Source organism: Eubacterium sp. F2 (assembly GCF_046244355.1).
Classification (GTDB): domain Bacteria; phylum Bacillota; class Clostridia; order Peptostreptococcales; family Anaerovoracaceae; genus Aminicella.
Map to the genome: position 1 here is coordinate 2,070,220 of NZ_CP176393.1, position 17,688 is coordinate 2,087,907.

General features: G+C 49.4%; 16 protein-coding genes. 10 read left to right on the top strand and 6 right to left on the bottom strand.

What is annotated here, in order from left to right; translation table 11 throughout:
* The first annotated feature begins 5 nt into the window (after nt 1–5).
* The 7 genes from mutL to ACI77B_RS09030 all read left to right on the top strand — a co-directional run bounded on the left by mutL (nt 6) and on the right by ACI77B_RS09030 (nt 10,291).
* Nucleotides 6–2,042 carry a DNA mismatch repair endonuclease MutL gene (gene mutL / locus ACI77B_RS09000; RefSeq protein ID WP_409336503.1) on the top strand — a complete coding sequence of 679 codons (2,037 nt, stop codon included), beginning with the start codon at nt 6–8 and terminating at the stop codon, nt 2,040–2,042.
* Nucleotides 2,043–2,200: 158 nt separating this feature from the next.
* Nucleotides 2,201–3,160, top strand: coding sequence for a tRNA (adenosine(37)-N6)-dimethylallyltransferase MiaA (gene miaA, locus ACI77B_RS09005; RefSeq protein WP_409336504.1), 960 nt, complete (start codon nt 2,201–2,203; stop codon nt 3,158–3,160).
* A gap of 90 nt (nt 3,161–3,250) precedes the next feature.
* Nucleotides 3,251–4,432, top strand: coding sequence for a tyrosine-type recombinase/integrase (locus ACI77B_RS09010; RefSeq protein WP_409336505.1), 1,182 nt, complete (start codon nt 3,251–3,253; stop codon nt 4,430–4,432).
* Between the two features lie 132 nt (nt 4,433–4,564).
* Nucleotides 4,565–5,872: an aminotransferase class I/II-fold pyridoxal phosphate-dependent enzyme gene (locus ACI77B_RS09015; RefSeq protein WP_409337723.1), complete on the top strand. Its 1,308-nt coding sequence runs from the start codon at nt 4,565–4,567 to the stop codon at nt 5,870–5,872.
* A 115-nt stretch (nt 5,873–5,987) separates the two neighbouring features.
* A complete protein-coding gene (locus ACI77B_RS09020; protein WP_409336506.1) occupies nt 5,988–6,869 on the top strand; it encodes a TVP38/TMEM64 family protein in 882 nt (293 codons plus the stop codon).
* A 296-nt stretch (nt 6,870–7,165) separates the two neighbouring features.
* Nucleotides 7,166–8,551 (top strand): alanine/glycine:cation symporter family protein, encoded by a 1,386-nt coding sequence (locus tag ACI77B_RS09025; RefSeq protein ID WP_409336507.1) that lies wholly within the window; start codon nt 7,166–7,168, stop codon nt 8,549–8,551.
* Between the two features lie 87 nt (nt 8,552–8,638).
* A complete protein-coding gene (locus ACI77B_RS09030; RefSeq protein ID WP_409336508.1) occupies nt 8,639–10,291 on the top strand; it encodes a PucR family transcriptional regulator in 1,653 nt (550 codons plus the stop codon).
* Between the two features lie 347 nt (nt 10,292–10,638).
* On the opposite strand, the gene ACI77B_RS09035 is transcribed toward ACI77B_RS09030, so the two are convergent.
* Nucleotides 10,639–10,980 carry a LysM peptidoglycan-binding domain-containing protein gene (locus ACI77B_RS09035; protein ID WP_409336509.1) on the bottom strand — a complete coding sequence of 114 codons (342 nt, stop codon included), beginning with the start codon at nt 10,978–10,980 and terminating at the stop codon, nt 10,639–10,641.
* 277 nt (nt 10,981–11,257) lie between these two features.
* On the opposite strand from ACI77B_RS09035, the gene ACI77B_RS09040 reads away from it, so the two are divergent.
* Nucleotides 11,258–12,637, top strand: a complete 1,380-nt coding sequence (locus ACI77B_RS09040; protein ID WP_409336510.1) for an EAL domain-containing protein — start codon at nt 11,258–11,260, stop codon at nt 12,635–12,637.
* A complete protein-coding gene (locus ACI77B_RS09045; protein WP_409337724.1) occupies nt 12,579–13,049 on the top strand; it encodes a GGDEF domain-containing protein in 471 nt (156 codons plus the stop codon). The genes ACI77B_RS09040 and ACI77B_RS09045 overlap by 59 nt, the downstream gene beginning before the upstream one ends.
* Nucleotides 13,050–13,913: 864 nt before the next feature.
* On the opposite strand, the gene ACI77B_RS09050 is transcribed toward ACI77B_RS09045, so the two are convergent.
* The gene (locus ACI77B_RS09050; protein ID WP_409336511.1) at nt 13,914–14,195 is read right to left on the bottom strand and encodes a phosphopantetheine-binding protein; all 282 of its coding nucleotides are present in this window, start codon (nt 14,193–14,195) and stop codon (nt 13,914–13,916) included.
* Nucleotides 14,196–14,671: 476 nt separating this feature from the next.
* Here ACI77B_RS09050 and ACI77B_RS09055 point away from each other — a divergent pair, with 476 nt between their 5' ends.
* Complete coding sequence (locus ACI77B_RS09055; protein ID WP_409336512.1) at nt 14,672–15,100, top strand: OsmC family protein; 429 nt, start codon at nt 14,672–14,674, stop codon at nt 15,098–15,100.
* A 303-nt stretch (nt 15,101–15,403) separates the two neighbouring features.
* On the opposite strand, the gene ACI77B_RS09060 is transcribed toward ACI77B_RS09055, so the two are convergent.
* The 4 genes from ACI77B_RS09060 to ACI77B_RS09075 all read right to left on the bottom strand — a co-directional run bounded on the left by ACI77B_RS09060 (nt 15,404) and on the right by ACI77B_RS09075 (nt 17,615).
* A complete protein-coding gene (locus ACI77B_RS09060) occupies nt 15,404–16,039 on the bottom strand; it encodes a DUF4230 domain-containing protein (RefSeq protein ID WP_409336513.1) in 636 nt (211 codons plus the stop codon).
* 1 nt (nt 16,040) lies between these two features.
* A complete protein-coding gene (locus ACI77B_RS09065; protein ID WP_409336514.1) occupies nt 16,041–16,322 on the bottom strand; it encodes a thioredoxin domain-containing protein in 282 nt (93 codons plus the stop codon).
* 201 nt (nt 16,323–16,523) lie between these two features.
* Nucleotides 16,524–16,886, bottom strand: a complete 363-nt coding sequence (locus ACI77B_RS09070) for a DUF1304 domain-containing protein (RefSeq protein ID WP_409336515.1) — start codon at nt 16,884–16,886, stop codon at nt 16,524–16,526.
* 222 nt (nt 16,887–17,108) lie between these two features.
* Entirely contained in the window at nt 17,109–17,615 is a 507-nt protein-coding gene (locus tag ACI77B_RS09075; protein ID WP_409336516.1) for a GNAT family N-acetyltransferase, read from the bottom strand.
* Nucleotides 17,616–17,688 lie beyond the last annotated feature (73 nt).

Here is a 17,688-nt window from a genome sequence, read left to right on the forward strand (position 1 = left end):
AGCATTTGATTCATGTTTTAGATAAAAACGTATCGGACAAGATCGCGGCCGGAGAGGTCATCGACCGCCCGGTTTCAGTGATCAAGGAGCTGGTTGAAAACTCTATCGACGCCGGAGCCTCTGCAATTACGGTAGAAATCCGCCACGGCGGCAAGGAATACATGAGGGTGACGGACGACGGCTGCGGAATTCTTTCTGGAGAAACGGAAACCGCTTTCCTCCGCCACGCCACCAGTAAAATTCAGAAGGCAGAAGATCTGGATTCCATTGAAAGTCTGGGATTCCGCGGAGAAGCTCTTGCCAGCATCGCGGCTGTGACCAGAACCACCCTGATCACCAGAACAGAAGGTTCTGCTGCCGGAAGAAAAGTCGTTCTTCACGGAGGAAGAGTTCTGAGCAATGACCCGGTCGGCTGCCCGGTGGGGACCTCCATGGTCGTCAGCGACCTCTTTTACAACACTCCTGCCAGAAAACAGTTTCTGAAATCCGATTCTGCAGAAAGCGGCCGCATCATCGAACTGCTTTCTGAGCTTGCCATCGCCTACTGTAAAATCCGCTTTCAGGTCGTCAATTCCGGGCGTCTGGTCTTTGCAACATCCGGAAGCGGAAACCTGAAGGAGACGATCATCTCCGTTTACCACCAGAAAGACTATGAACACCTCATTCCGGTGAAATACGAGGAAAACGGCATCCGCATCAGCGGCTGCATTTCCCGGCCGTCCCTGACCCGGCCCAGCCGCCGGAATCAGACCTATTTCGTGAACGGCAGAGTCGTAAAGAGCAGAGTTTTAGAGCGCGGAGTGACTGAAGGCTATAAACGGAGGATGTTCGACGGTCGCTATCCGGTCATCTTTCTCCTCGTGGAGAGCGATCCGGGCAGTCTGGACGTCAACATCCACCCGAGCAAGAAGGAAGTCCGCTTCCACGATGACCGGCTGATTCAGGATGCCGTGACACACGCTGTAAAGCAGACACTTGCGACACTGGACGCCGCCGTCGATGTGCAGGACTACTATCTGAGGCAGGAGGGCACATCAGAGTCATACAAAAGCATGACACAGGGAAATATGTTTTCTGACGGGTCTTCTGGCAGCGGACGGCCCGGGCAGACTGACCTTCATTTCACTGCAGACAACGTTCAGGAGAGTTTCTCCGTCTCTTCTGGAGAAAAAGGCAGCAGTCAGAAGTCCGGTCCACAGAATTCACGGAGTTCTTCCGGTTCAGAAAACGGAAAATATGAAAAGGCAGGAGATTCTGCCGCCCTGAAATCCTGGCAGAATTACGCCTCCCAGCTGGATCTGAAAGAGATTCTCCAAAAAAGACGGAAAGAAAAAGAAGAGCAGATTGAAAAGCAGGAGAAGAATTCTGCGGACGCGGCGTCCACGAAGAAAGAAAAGTCTCAGGATCCACTTCTGGATTTTGACCTGCAGCCGGAAGGTCCGGCGCCGTTTTCCTTTTCCGACCTGACATTAAAGGGCTGTATTTTCAATACCTACATCATGGCCGAAGGTCCGGATGGATTCTATCTCTTCGACCAGCATGCGGCTCACGAACGCTGTTTCTATGAAGAACTGGTCGGTGCCTATCTGACGGAAAAGAAAGTCCGCCAGCCGATCCTGACGCCGATTATTCTGGATACGGAGCCTGCAGTTACGGCCGCGGAAGCTTCCTGGCGGCATCCTCTCGAAGATATGGGATACACGATTGAAGGCTTTGGTCCCGATACTTATAAAATCAGCGAAATCCCGGCCTTCATGTCCATTTCCGAGGCGGAGGATTTTGCAAAAGATTTTCTGGACCAGACAGGAGCCGACCCGGGACGGGCAGATCAGATGAAAAATAACATCGTCATCGACAAGCTGATTACCAGGTCCTGCAAGCGGGCCGTCAAGGCACATGAAAAGCTGACGGATGCAGAAATGCAGGCGCTGATTCATCAGCTGTCACAGTGTAAGAATCCTTTCAGCTGTCCGCACGGCCGGCCGACCTTTATCCGCTTCACACGGCGCGATCTGGAAAAGTTCTTCAAGCGGATTCAGTAATTCTGTCTGGCCGCGGAGAAAGTAGCGCAGAGAGCAGAAAAATGATATAATAAATTTCAAGTATGGGCTGCGAAAGAGCAGCCCTATTCATTTGAGAAAATCCAGCGGAAAACCGATAGAATGATCAATACTTATCAGGAAAAATCCCGGGAGGAATCATGAGTATCAGGCAGAAAGTCATTGCGGTCTGCGGACCGACGGCTGTAGGTAAAACGCATTACGCCATAAAAATCGCGAATCAGTTCCACGGAGAGATCGTCTCCTGCGATTCCATGCAGCTCTATAAATACATGGACATCGGATCCGCAAAACCGACTCCGGAAGAACAGAAGCAGGCTGTTCACCACCTGATCGACTGCATCGACCCGAGAGAGCCGTTTTCTGCGGCGCGCTATGCAGAGCTGGCAAAGCCCTGCATAACGGACATCGCGCAGCGCGGCCTTCTTCCGATTGTTGCAGGCGGCACCGGCCTTTACCTGGACGGCCTCGTCTATGACCTGGATTTCAGCCGCCCGCCGGAAAATCGGGCACGCAGGAAGGAACTGGAAGACTATGCCAGGGAACACGGAAAGGAGGCCCTGCACCAGAAACTTGAGACTCTGGATGCAGACGCCGCCGCGCACATCCATCCAAACAACCTGAAACGCGTAATCCGCGCCATCGAAATCGCGGAAAACGGCGGAAAATGGCGTGATTTCTCCAGGGATCCGAAGCGAAACCCGCATTACGATTTTTTTCTGATTGGTCTGGAAAGGGACCGTCAGGAGCTCTACGGCCGGATCAACCTCCGGGTGGACCTTCTGATGGACGCCGGCCTTCTGGATGAAGTTAAGAGCCTCCTTAACATGGGCCTTCAGGAAGAGCATATTTCCATGAAAGGAATCGGGTATAAAGAAATTATAGGGTATTTGAAAGGAGAGTATCCACTGGATGAAGCCGTCGATCTCATCAAGAAGAACACAAGACATTTTGCCAAGCGGCAGATGACCTGGTTCCGGCGCTATAAAGACATGCACTGGTTCAACATCAGCAGTTATGAGACGGAAGATGATTGTCTTGATGCGATTTACCGGGAGACGGATGCGTTTCTTGGAAAGAAAAGTGCGGGACAGAATTGATTTCCGCGAGGACGATGCATGTTCCGGCAGGCAGGAGTCCACTTGCCCGGGTAAATTTTGTCGAATCAGAAAAAGGAAGGAGGAAGAAGAATGCAGCCGGTAAAGATACATAATAAGACGGACCGGCCGGATAACGTGGTAGAGAAGGAAAAAGAACTGTTTCTGGAAAGCGAACGGATTGAGAATGAGCTTCCGCAGTGGATGCGCGGATTTTTCATCTATCTGCGCGGAAATGTGCTTCCGGCTACCCAGCTGGCTTATCTGCAGGACATTCACTTTTTCTTCCTGTATCTGGTCAATGTAACGGATTTCACGAAGGCGGAGGATACGTCGAAGGTCACGCTGGAGGAGTTTCGGCAGATCCGCGCGCAGGACGTCAACGAGTTCCTGAACTGGTGCCGGCAGTATAAGGTCCAGCACGGCGATCACGTCTACATCTATGAGAACGGGAATTACACGCTGGCCCGCAAGAAGTCCTCGCTTTCTGTGCTCTTCAAGCAGCTTTACCGGGACGGCCTGCTGGAGAAAAACATAACGGACGGATTCAACCCGATCCGGGTGCAGAAGGCGGGAGAGCGCGAGGTGAAGGCGCTGAATGATGATGAAGTCATGATCATGCTGGACGCGGTGACCACCGGCGAGGGGCTGACGAATCACGAGAAAAGCTACTGGGAGAAGACCAAAAAGAGAGACAAGGCGATTCTGGTCCTCTTTCTGACCTACGGCCTGAGACTCAGTGAACTTCAGCAGCTGAATGTGAGTTCCTTTAACTTTGACCGCGGAGAGTTCAAGATTTACAGAAAGCGCGGAAAGGAATCTGTTATGCCTCTCAACCGGTCGGCGGAAGAGGTCATTAAGGAATATCTGAATGAGGAACGGCCGGACGACGAGCTTCTGAATGAGGAAGACCGGGATGCCCTGTTCCTGTCGCTTCAGAATCACCGGATGACCGGGCGGCAGATCCGTTCCTGCGTGAAAAAATACACGTCCATTGCCATGCACACCAGCCGGCGGACCGGCTACAGCCCGCATAAACTCAGGGCGACGGCGGCGACCAGCCTGATTGGGCGGGGAAATTCGATTTACGACGTTGCGGCGCTGCTGGATCACGATCAGGTCACCACGACCCAGCTTTACGCACGGCGGAAGGAGCATGTCCGCCGCGACCTGGTCAAGGGCATGGAATGGGAAGAAGAGCGGAAAGAATCGGAGGAATATGCCCATAAAACTGATGAACAGCAGCTGATCGATTCTGACCGGTATAACAGATAAGAAATCATGTTTATTAACATGATTCTATTATAGTAAACCATAGCGCCTGCATGGTTTAAGAAAACGAGAAGAGGGAAGGAAATTATTAACATGAATAATAGCAGCAGAGAAGAACGTGTCAGCGGCGAAGGAATGCGCAGATCCATCGATCACATACTGAAAACTCAGTTCGGCATGGATCCCCGTGCCGTGGACTGGACGGAAAAGGCCGAAAAAAAGGTCAAAGACCGTTTCAAGACGCTGGACCGCATCCGGGAATACAACCAGTATAAGGTGGTCTCCGCATTCCAGAAAAACAATATCAGTGACATGCACTTCAACTGGAACACCGGCTACGGCTATGACGACCCGGGCCGCGAAGGCATTGAAAAGGTTTACTCCGATGTGTTCCATACAGAAGCCGCTCTGGTCAGGACGCAGATCGTAAACGGAACTCACGCGCTTGCCATCACCCTGCAGGGTATTCTCCGTCCGGGCGATGAACTGATCTACTGCAGCGGCGGCCCTTACGACACTCTGGAAGACGTCATCGGCATCCGCGGCGAAGGCATGGGATCTTTGAAGGATTTCGGCATCCAGTACGACCAGGTGGATCTTCTTCCGGACGGAAGCATCGATCTGGAGGGCGTGAAGAAAGCCATCAAGCCGAACACGAAGATGTGCTGCATCCAGCGCTCCACCGGCTATTCCTGGAGAAAGGCAATCGGTATCGACCAGGTCAGAGCCTTCAATGAGGCCGTCCACAGCGTCCGCCCGGACATCATCACCATGGCCGACAACTGCTACGGAGAATTTCTGGACACCCTGGAACCGACCGACGTGGGCACCGACATCATGGCCGGATCCCTCATAAAGAACCCGGGCGGCGGCCTGGCGCTTTCCGGCGGATACGTTGTCGGCAGGAAAGAATTGGTAGACCGTATCTCATACAGGTTAACCTGTCCGGGAATCGGCGGAGAGTGCGGCCTGATGTTCGGCCAGTCCAGAACCATCCTGCAGGGCCTGTTTGAAGCGCCGGCTGTCACCGTAAACGCCGCAAAAGGCGCGATTCTCTGCGGTCAGGTCTACCATGATCTGGGATATGAGATCTGCCCGTCCCTGACGGATGTCAGAAGCGACATTATCCAGAGCGTGAAACTGGGATCACCGGAAGCCGTCGTTGCCTTCTGTCAGGGCGTGCAGGCGGCGGCCGCGGTAGATTCCTACGTTTCCCCGGAGCCGTGGGATATGCCGGGCTACGAAGATCAGGTCGTCATGGCGGCAGGCGCATTCGTGCAGGGTTCCTCCATCGAACTGTCCGCAGACGCGCCAATCCGCCCGCCGTACATCGTCTACTTCCAGGGCGGTCTGACCTACGAACATTCTAAGCTGGGCGTAATGATGTCCCTGAGCCGGCTTCTGCACGATGATCTGGTACAGATTCCAGAAGGACAAAATTAACTCGCGCAAGGAGAAACCCGGCCGGCATATGCGGGACTGTCTGCATCTGTCACGCAGTATCCGGACCGGAAGTCTCAGCTAGATATAAGATAACTTGAAAGAAGGCGGAAGACTGATGAAACATAAAAAAATGACGTCAGAATCCGCATCTCCGGAGAAGAATCATGCATCAGAACACTCTCTGGATGAAAAGACCTTCAAAGCGGATCATAAAGAAAATATGAAAGACGGGAAAGGAAAAGAGCAGGGGAGAGCTGCCGCAGAGTCTTCCTCTTCTGCATCTTCTGCGGTCAGAATGACGGGCAGAAGGAAGGCTGCAGCCATTCTGAAGATGCTGATTCTGATCGGCATACTGATTGGAATTCCGGCATATATATTATTCTGCCAGCGGCACATTATCACAGACATGAAATCTTTTTCCACGATCGTTCACTATCTGCGTGTCTATAAGGGGAAGAGTTATCTCATCTATATCGTCGCGCAGATCCTGCAGATTCTGGTCAGTTTTCTGCCGGGAGAAGTCTTCCAGTTTGCCGCCGGATACCTGTTCGGCGTGATTCCGGGTCTGCTGCTTTCTGTTGGAGGCGCTGCACTCGGTACGGGGATCACCTATTATGTGGCAAAATTTCTTGGCGAAGACGCCCTTTCTCTGTTCATCAAGCCAGATAAACTTGAAAAATACAGAAAAATGATGAACAGCGAAAAAGCCTACATCGCAACCTTCTTCATGTATCTGATTCCGGGTACACCAAAGGATATCTGCTGCTACATTGCCGGAATATCAGACATGAAAGCCAGACCTTTCATCCTGCTGTCTCTGATCGGAAGGACACCAGGTATGCTGGGAAGCCTGATCTTCGGCGCCATGTACTATGACCGGAACTATAAGGTAATGGCAGTGCTCGGAGTGGCCGTACTGATTATCATACTGATCTGCTTCATTAAGAGAAAAACTTTAAACCGCTTTATTGATCATCTCTACCAGAAGATATCATAAATGAACGAATAAATTTTGTTTAAAAGAACAAACGCAAAATCAGCAACTTGTATTTACGTCAGAACATATCTGCAGGCGAATTGCAGATATGTTCTTTTTTATTCTTCGTTTCAGTAATTCTTTTATCGAAAAAGCGAATATAAATCGTGTATACTTAATTTTTATGAGTCGTATTCAACAAAATACAAAAATACATGCCAATTTTGGATAATTTTTTCTACAAAAGGATTGAAATTTATTTGTGTCTGACATATAATAAAGACAGCTTTTTTAATGATCGGACAAAAGGAGGGCATATGGCTAAATTTATTGGACAGGCCGACTCTTTCGTCTGGGGATGGTGGATGATTATCCTCCTTCTGGGAACTCATATTTTTATGACAATCCGAACAGGATTTATCCAGAGAAAGACGATCGGTAAAGGAATTAAGTTATCCGTTACTAAGGACCCTGATTCAGAGGGTGAGGTTTCACAGTTCGGAGCACTGGCAACGGCACTTGCCGCGACCATCGGTACCGGAAACATCGTCGGTGTAGGAACCGCGATTGCACTGGGAGGCCCTGGAGCAGTGCTCTGGTGCTGGCTGACCGGTGTATTCGGAATCGCAACCAAATATTCTGAATCCCTGATTGCTGTAAAATACAGAGTGAAGACGTCCGACGGACGTATGCAGGGCGGCGCGATGTATGCACTGTCCCGCGGACTGAAATGGAAAAAATTCGGTAAGATCGCCGGCATGTGCTTCGCAGTGTTCGCAGGCTGTGCATCTTTCGGAATCGGCTGCGCTACACAGGTTAACGCAATTGCGACTGTCGCGCATGAGAATTTCCATATTCCGTACATTGCTGTCGGATTGGTCATCTCAATTCTGACTGCGATCGTCATCTTCGGCGGAATCAAATCCATCGCATCGGTATGCGAGAAGCTGGTTCCGTTCATGGCCGTCTTCTACGTTGCAGGATGCATTATCATTCTGTGCATGAACCACGACTTTCTGATTCCTGCACTGAAAGCGATTTTCACGCTCGCATTCACCAAGGGATCCGTTGCAGGCGGACTGGTCGGCGGAGGCATCCGCTACGCGATGCAGTACGGAGTTGCAAGAGGACTGTTCTCCAACGAGTCAGGACTCGGATCTGCTCCTATCGCAGCTGCTGCAGCAAGAACCAAGAACCCTGTTCGTCAGGCACTGGTATCTTCCACCGGTACATTCTGGGATACCGTTGTCATCTGCGCGATGACCGGCCTGGTCCTGGTTTCTACCATCATGAAGAACCCGCAGATCAACATGCAGAACGTCGCAAACGGCGGTGTCCTGACATCCCTTGCATTTGCGCAGATTCCAGTACTCGGACCGATTATCCTGACACTTGGAATTATCACATTCGCATACTCCACCATTCTCGGATGGGCATATTACGGAGAGCGTGCTGTTGAATACGTCGGCGGTCACAAGCTGCTGATCCCGTACAGAATTCTGTACTGCATCGTAGCCTGCATCGCACCGGTTGTAGAACTGGACCTGGTATGGCAGGTTGCTGATATTCTGAACGCTCTGATGGCAATCCCGAACCTGATAGCGGTTCTGCTCCTCTCCGGAGTTATTGTGAAAGAGACAAAGAAATACATCAACAATCTGGATGCCGTTGATGAGACACCGGTTCCAATTGTAGATAAATAATTACGTTAACGCTGAACACTGCAGGCGGCTTTACGCTTGCAGTGTTTTTTTGAGACAAAGATAAGAAGACAGGGAGTAAGGTGAACTATGGGAATTCAAGTACAACATCTGTTAAATCTGGAGTATTTTCAGGATTTTCACGTGCTTGCCGGCAGAAACGGGCTTCAGCGTGAAGTACAGGGCATTGTAACCGTCGACACACCGGATGCATTCCAGTGGATGACAGGAAAAGAGCTCGTTCTGGCTACAGGCTATGTATTTCAAAATGAGCCGCAGTGTCTCCGCGATGCTTTCCGCGATGGAAACATCACGAACTGTGCTGCGATGATGATTCAGCGCGGCCATTATCTGAATAATCTTCCGGACGACGTCGTGCAGAAGTTCGAAGAACTGGGAATCCCGTTAATTTCCATGCCTTACTACGTCAGTTTCCAGGACGTCACCAGTCAGATCACCATGGCTGTCATCGACCGTTCCTTCCGCGATTTCGGCGTTGTCGATTCGATTAATGAACCGGAAGACAGCGAATCCTATAAACAGCGCAAGGCCGTAAATATTCTGAAGGGCGTTGAAAAAGAAACACATTTCCCGACAATGCTCTACGACATCCGTTCGGATCAGGCTTATTTCAGCTCGGATAACTTTCAGAAAGAAGTCAGTACTTTCGGGCTGGAAATCCCGGATTTCTGGAAACCGGCACTTCCGTTCACACGTCATCTGATCTGTGACTACATGAATATGGAACGTTTCCGCATCATCAATGAAGATATGGGAAAGAAGCCGAGATTCAGCTGGATTACAACGCCGATCACGGTCAATGGAATTACGGAAGCCTATCTGGTTCTGGTAGAGTCCAGAGATTTTATCGACCATTATGACGAGCTTTCTCTCAGAACCGCTTACCTGATTCTGCAGCAGCTCTATGAAAACATCTACGTCGGCCAGAATGTCGGAAGCGCAGGTTTTGAAAACTTTATCCGCACACTGCTGGAAGGAAACAGTGCAGACAGGGACCAGCTCGTTTATCAGGCCAACACACAAGGTGTTTCACTGAATGACGATTATATCTGTGTTTACTTCAAACAGACGAACTACGATGTCTGCGCCAGAAACGCGCGTCCGGTATTCTTAGACGCTCTGAGAAGTTCGGCCATGCACCGTTCCGCACGTCTCGCATTCCTGGGAGAAAACGAGGGCATTATTCTTCTTTCCTCAGAAGGCTGCAATCTTCCGAACGATTCAACCGGCCGCGTCGACCAGAAAGCACTGGAATCTGGAATCATGCATTTCCAGGACATCGTTCTGGAGCACCTGCCTGACGCAGCGCTGTGTTACAGCACAGTCCGTGAAAAACATCCTCTGTCCGAACTAAAAGACAACATCCAGAAATGTCTGGATGTCCTGCATATGGGTAAAATTATTTTCCCGGAGAAAAACATCTGGGATTACGATGAACTAGGGCCTCTCGCATGGATCCGCATCCCGGAGAAAGATCTCGAGGAAATGGAAGCTCATTACCGCGAACTTTCCAAGGATGAGAAGAACGAGGAAACTCTGCATACTTTGAAAGTCTACCTGGAAAACAACATGAACTTCAGTCTGACCGCCAAGAAGCTGGATGTCCACATTAATACCGTCCGGAGCAGAATCGCAAGGGCAGAAGAGCTGGTACACATCGACTGGGACGATTATGTATCCCGCATCAAGACCCAGCTGTTGCTGCAGTTCCTGCACATTTAACCTGACCGGGCTGCGGCGCCCTGCAGAAGGTATCTGAGCTGCAGCAGGCAGAGCAGGGGAGCAGCGGATTGAAAATCCGCTGCGGAGGCTTGGCACATTTCTATTGAATCGCTGATAATTTTCCATTCTGAAAAGGCGGCAGCGGAAGAACAGGATTTCCTGGCTTCTGCTGCCGCCTTTCTACGCCCGGAGGGCAGTGGGGCTGCCCCAGGCCATGGTGAAAATGAATCATGTGAGTGCCGGCTCTGGTTTATATATCCACCGGAGCCGGCACGGATTCTTCAGGCACATTACTCACTTGAATTATCATAAACAGTAAATGGAGGAGGGGCTCCGAACTTCTGTTTTCAGTAATTGTTATAAGCATCATCAGAACTCTCGTTCTCATCCGGTACGCGAAGTTTCTGACCCGCTTTCAGGTCTCCTGCAGACTTCATATGATTGATGTTCAGGATCTGGTTTACACAGGTCCGGATGTCCTGATTATTCTGCGCATGTGAGGAAGCAATACTCCAGAGTGTATCTCCATGCTGCACCTCAATCGTCTGATACTTCGTATGTTCTGCCAGTTTCTGTTTCACCGCTCCGGACGCACTTATCGCAGACGTCGTAAAGGCCAGTACTCCTGCCATAAGGATAAGAATAAAAATAGTAAAACGGACACGGGAAACGATTCTCATTTTTTTCATGACACACCTCCGAACAGACGTTTTATCTGATGTCTTAATGATAGCAAAACAGTTGTTCGGTGTCAAGCAGAATGTAAACGTATGTTTTGTAAATTTCCCCTTGTCCGTTTGTATTTTGTCCTGTGGATTTTAATCTTCTGCGATTATATCTCTGCGATGCGGCGGCAGAGTTCGTCTGTTTCTTCCTGCGTCGTGGACCAGCTTGTGGCAATGCGGATGGCTGTATGACTCTCATCCACCTTAAATTCGGTCTGCAGGCAGGAGACCAGATACCGGAATGCCGGCGATTCCGATTTCCGTGAACTTTTCCAGGCTGGATCTGGACATCATGAACCCTGTATCTATGGTCATGCAGGCTGTCCGAAGCCATAAGATTCCGGCCCACCTGATCCGGGTTGAAATCACAGAAACCGTAATGGCATGGAACCGTGAAAATCTGAAGTCTCTGATTGATCAGTTTCATGATGCGGGCTTTGAAGTCTGGCTGGACGATTTTGGAAGTGAGTATTCTTCGCTGAATACCCTGCATAATTTCCATTTTGATGAACTGAAAATCGATATGGAATTCTTCCGCAACTTTGATGACAGAAGCCGGAAAATCATAAAAAGCGTCATTATGATGGCGGAGACGCTGGGCCTTCATACCCTTGCAGAAGGTGTTGAAACAAAAGAACAGCTTGATTTCCTGAGAAATGTAGGCTGTGGAAAGATTCAGGGATACTATTATGGACGGCCGCTGCCGCTGGAAGAATGCCTGACACATCTCACAGAGCATCATCTCCGTTTTGAAACACCGGAAATGACCAGGCTTTATGACGCATCTGAAGAAATTATCATTGCGGCTGACCGTCCGGCAGTAATTTTCCAGTGTCGTGATTACTGCAGGCATATTCGTCTGATAAACGGAAACGAAGCTTTTTTTAACGAGCTCAGATCAACCGGAAAATCGGATTCATCCAAGGTCAATTCATATCTTTCCAACCTCGGTTCGACCTTGCGAAATAAACTTTTGTCCTACATGCATACAGTGAATAAAGCTGACGGAAAAATCTGCACACTATTTTATACGGACAACGGAACATACATTCAGCTGAAAGCAAAGAAGATTTCCGGAACAGAAGAGCTCTGGCTGGGCGCGGCAAGTATCCGGAATATCAGCAAGTCTTCCGGATACCTTGAAACGAGGCGCCTGGACCATATTTACCGGGAATTTCTGCCTATGTATGATGGTGTCTATATAATAAACCGTGAAAAGGACATCATTGAGATCCGGGAATGTTCGCATCCTGATGTGCAGGTTGACAAGCCCTTCATTAACATCAGGGAATCCTTCCGCTGGTATGCAGAGGAAATGGTCCACAGCAATGACCGGCGGCGTTTTCTCGACTTTATCGACGTCAGAAATCTGGAGCGGGCGATTAAAGCCTCTCCCAGAAAGTATGCATCCTGTGTATTCCGGGTCAGACGGGAAGATGGAAACTATCGCTGGACTGTTTTCGAGGCACTGCTGATGCATAACAGTCCGGAAAGGAATATTCTTCTGACTGAACCAGCAGAGCTGCCGCGATCCGCTGACCGATGCGCTGAACCGGAGAGGCCTGAATCAATTCCTGGACAGCTGGAATGGAGAAGGCACATTTGCCCTGATTTCTGGTGACATCAACGGCCTGAAGACGACCAATGACACCCTCGGCCACCAGGCCGGCGATGAACTGATTCAGGCCGCCGTGCGTCTGTTCAGAAAATTTGCCGACCGCGACCATATATTCCGCACCGGAGGCGATGAATTTCTTATCATCGTCGAGCAGGCCGACGAACAGAGCACGGAAATGCTGGTCCGCAGCATGCGGGAAGAAATGCACACCGCAGAACTCAGCGTCGCACTCGGCTGGGTTATTCAGAAGGGCCCAATCACGAACCGCGACGCACTGATGACAGCAGCCGACCGCAGAATGTACGCGGACAAGGGCCAGACTTACCGGCGGAGATACACGGACCGAACCATGAACGCCTATAGATCACCAGGCATCAGAACCGATAATATGGCCGATAAAGAAGAAATCGAATAGATCTGATTATTACCAACTATAATGGTAGGTTTTATATCATAATAAATGGAAAGATAAATGAAGAACTGCTATAAGCATTGGAATTTAAACGTTTATGTCGGAACTTCACATGCCGCAGGGCTGAGTTGATAACGACAAAGATATGACAGGCATCCGCCGGAAACTTGAAAAACAGGCCGGCGGATGCCGTTCTTATATGCAGGTAAAACACATGAATGCAAGTGACAGCAATGCTTACAGAAGGATGATTCAGGAACAGCCAGATATACAGGATCAGGCAGTATCAAAAGGATCGACAGAATGAACTGAAGAAAGTCTGGATATAGCAGCCGATGAGATAGCATATGAGAAAATATCCGTACCAGCAGATGCAGAGGTCCGCATAGATCATAGCCAGTCAACACGCAGACTGACTTCAATCGAAAAGCTGCCGGCAGTCAGAATATCGGAATCACTAATCCACACGGATATTACTGACAGCTGATCAGCAGCCGGAGCTGCAAAACATCAGGGTTACGAACAGAATCTCAATGATCCGCAAAACAAATTCCAAAATTTAATATCCAAGAGTTGATATCAGATGTGTAATCCAGAAACCGATGTCTGTAACTGATGTCTATACAAACAGCCATTTTCAAATACCATTTTCTAAATTCGCTATAACTATTCCCAAAATTAGTATTTTAGGAATAGTTGCGCCTGTCTTCTATCCCGCCGCTGCATCTGCACATATGCTGATAATATTTATCAACTATTCATCAGCCGTACTTCTTACAAGTTATGAAAAACCGCATCGTACAACGATGCGGCCCTTTGCTTTAATAATGATGGAAGCTGTAAGATCAGCCTATGACTGAAATTAACTTATGAAGCCTGTTCCTGCATCTCCGGCTGAGCCAGATTCTGCGCCTTACGCTGATACCGGGCGACCAGATGCTCAATCCTTTCAATCGATCCAAAGTCATCCATCTCCAGATCTTCCGGCGAAAACTGAATGCCAAATGCCTGCTCCAGCTCCTTTCTCAGGCCGGTAATATCAAAGGATTCTGCCAATCCACTGTTGATCAGCTCCGTGCTCTCTTCAATCCGCACGCCCAGCTTAAAGTGATAATGTTTCCTCAGGATTTCGACGATTTGCTTTTCCATATTCTGCATTCCTCACTTTCGTCTCGTCTCACCACTGCTTCACGTTCTTTACTATAAAACATACATAAATCAACAATTGACAAGATTCGGTTTCTACGTGCACCTCGTACACCAATCAGCCTCTTTTATGGAAAATCATATAAGTTAGTTATACTTAACTCCTATGTTCATCATATCACGTGGAGCCGGAATTGCAAGTGGTTTGCCGGATTTCTACAAGAATAATTTCTGAGCAGGCAAACCTGACACATACTATGTCTGCGGCCTTTCGAGATGCTCTGTCAGCGCGCATCATATAGAATTCACCAGCTTAATAATAGATTCTTGTAACAATACACCGATCCCCTGCAGTCAGATTTGTCTGATCTTAATTATCGTATTAATCTTATCAATTGGAAAACACTCTGCTTTCATGTAATAATCTGTATAGAATTGCAATTTTGATATTACCATTTTATGTAATGAGGAGGAACATTATGATCAGTACATTTAATGCATCTGCACACCGTCTTTCTGAAGGACTTCAGGTTGAGGCATCTGCACGCAGTTTCAAAGTTCTCATGGATGAGCCGGTTGAAGGCGGCGGCACGGATAAGGGAATGAATCCGGTTGAACTCATGCTCAGCGCTTACGGCGGATGCATGACGATTCTCGCCACAATGATGGCCCCGGACCATGACGTTCAGCTGGACGACTTTTATGCTGATCTTGAAGGAGACCTGGACATGGATGAAGGCAGTGAATATAACGGATTCCAGGAGATCCGGGTAACCTTCCACGTTAAGAGCAGCTCCCCGAAGGAGAATATCGACAAGCTCGCTCAGGATGTAGAGGCCAGCTGCCCGATCGGAAACACACTTCGTGAGAAAGTCAACATCGTCTTCAAAGGCGTTGTGATGGAATAATTGTAAACGGTCGCATTTCAAACCAATGCCGGGTGCAGAGCTCCTCAAAAGGATGTACCGTTATTGCTTTTCACTATAAAGGCATTTCCAGAAGACGGTCAGATCCAGAAGCTGGCTCTCCAGACCGGGCGCAGTTATAGAGATATTCGAAGAACCGCGGGGTCAGACGCAAACGTGAATGTATACGATGCATCTGACCACTCGCGGTTCTTTTCTCATATCTCTAGCTGCGCCTGCGGTCTTCCGAGATGCTCTGTCAGCGGGCATCATTGGGAATACGGCGATCATTGCCTGAATTAGTATCTATTCTGTTTTCACCGTCACCTCGTATCCGCTCCCCAGCAGCGTCTCCGCCTGCTTGCGGACAATTATTCTCATATTCTTATCTGCCCGTTTCAGAAGGCCGTTTTTCACAGCTTCTTTCCGGATGCGGCTGTTCTCTTGCTTCTCGAATTTTGTCACATCCTTCACTTCAAGCTGATTCAGAATGTTGTGGGTCTGGTCGATTACAACGACGCTGCCCGGTTCGATCTGGGCGCTGAGGATCTGTGATTTCGGGACGGTGATGACCGCCGTCTGCCTGCCCCGGTCGAGTTTTACAGAAATATCTTTCGCGTTCTTCAGGCCCGCCTTCACACTTCCCGTATAGGAAAGCGAGAACTTCTTCTTAGTCAGTGGGATCTTGATGCCGGTGTCAAACAGCTCCATATCCCCTTCTTTATATTCTCCGACCTGTGTGAAGCGGTATTCCTGCGTGGCGACTTCTGCAATGTTCTGAAGCGATCCACGGACTGTACGTGTTGTAATCTGGCCTTTTCCGTGGGTGAACATGTCGGCGAGCTTCGGGATGTTCGCCATGCAGTACACTCCGGCGATAAAGCCCAGGATCAGGGCGATAACAAAGGCCAGCACCCCGCCCTTTACACTTCCCCGTTTCATGTTACTGCTCCAGGGCGCGCTTCAGCACGTTTTCAACCTTTTCGCGGGTTTCCGGGCGCTTCTCCCCGATATGCCCCTCGTAAAGCTTTTCATGCCCGATAAACATGCAGGGGTTAGCGTAATAATCGTACTGGTCCGCGATTTCCGGGTGCTCGTATTCATCAACTTTCTCGAACTCCACTGCCGCGTACTCCGGATGCTCGGCAATCAGCTCCTCCAGAACGGAATCCGCCTGCTGGCAGTACGGACAAGTATCGAGATGAAAATAGGTTACTTTCTTCATGATCTATCTCCCTTCAATAATCTCAGCAATCTCTTATGCAGTATTTTTTCCCCATAGCGGCCCGTTTTACGCAGACAAAATCTTCCCGGGCAAGGAGTTACCCGCATCTGCTGCTCCTGAAAGTTCGTTTTCTCCCGCAAAAAAGCACTGCGCCTGCCCGGCTGCAGTGCTTCAATCATCCAATTATTATTCATCCGATCGTTATTTCAGCAGAAAGCTCAGAAGCAGCGTGATAATCGGAAGACCTCCCTGCATCAGAATGATCTTCGGGCTGCTGGTAATGCTTCCGTATGCAGCCACCAGGATGATGTATCCCATGAGGATTCTCAGTGCCGGAATACTTCCGAACACAAACACGGCCAAAAGGATCAGAACCGCCAGAAGACCGTTGTAGACGCCCTGGTTCTTGAACAAGGTGTTGACACTGTCTCGTTTCAACTCCTCCTGGCTCATGCCGAATACTTTTGACGTTTTCTCTGACGATGTCGCAAAGGTCTCTAAATACAGGATATAGAAAAATTCTAATGCGACCAGAACTGCCGCGATTTTAACGATGATATTCATGTGCCTCTCCTTTTCGGTTGATCATTTCAACGGCCTTGTTTACAAGTTGATTTCTGTCGTTGTGTTTACCGCATGGCGATTGAACCGGACGGCTTCAGACCCCGATTCTTCCCACAAAGCCGGCCGCATCTTACGCGGCTTCTGCCTTGCGTTTTAACTTTGTCTCTATTATAATTGCGCACAATCAAATAGTCAACAACTAAAAAGAAGAAGGCAAAAAAATCACAGCTGCCGCAGCTTCTCGTAGGCGTAACGCGGGTCGTTGTCTTCGATGACGTGAATGATGCCGCACTGCCGGAAGCCCATGGAATTCAGCAGATTCTGCATGACCTGGTTGTCGGGATGGGTATCCACGCGGAGGTGTCCGCTCTGCTGGAGCGCCCAGTTCAGGCAGAAGCGGCCGATGCCGTGCTGGGATCCGTCTCCGGCCATCCGGTGCACGACGCCGTATGCAGAATCATCGAACCAGCTGCCGTCCTCGATGTCCAGGTAAGTCGGATCAATGTCCTTCCCGAACATGTAGCAAAAGGCGCCGATCACCCGATCATCGTCATTCACGACCACATAACCTCTGCTGCACTTGATGTCTTCCCGAATGACGGATTCCGGCGGCCAGTTCGTCGCGCCCCACTGTCTGGGATTTCCGGTCTTCGCCATGAATTGACGTGCGCCTTCGTAAATTTTCATCACAACAGGCAGATCTTCAATTGTTGTTTTCCTTATTTTCATCAGGATGCTGTTCCTTTCCCGTAATATATAATTGTTGCTGCTCAAACCATTATGATGCAGGAGTATGATGTTT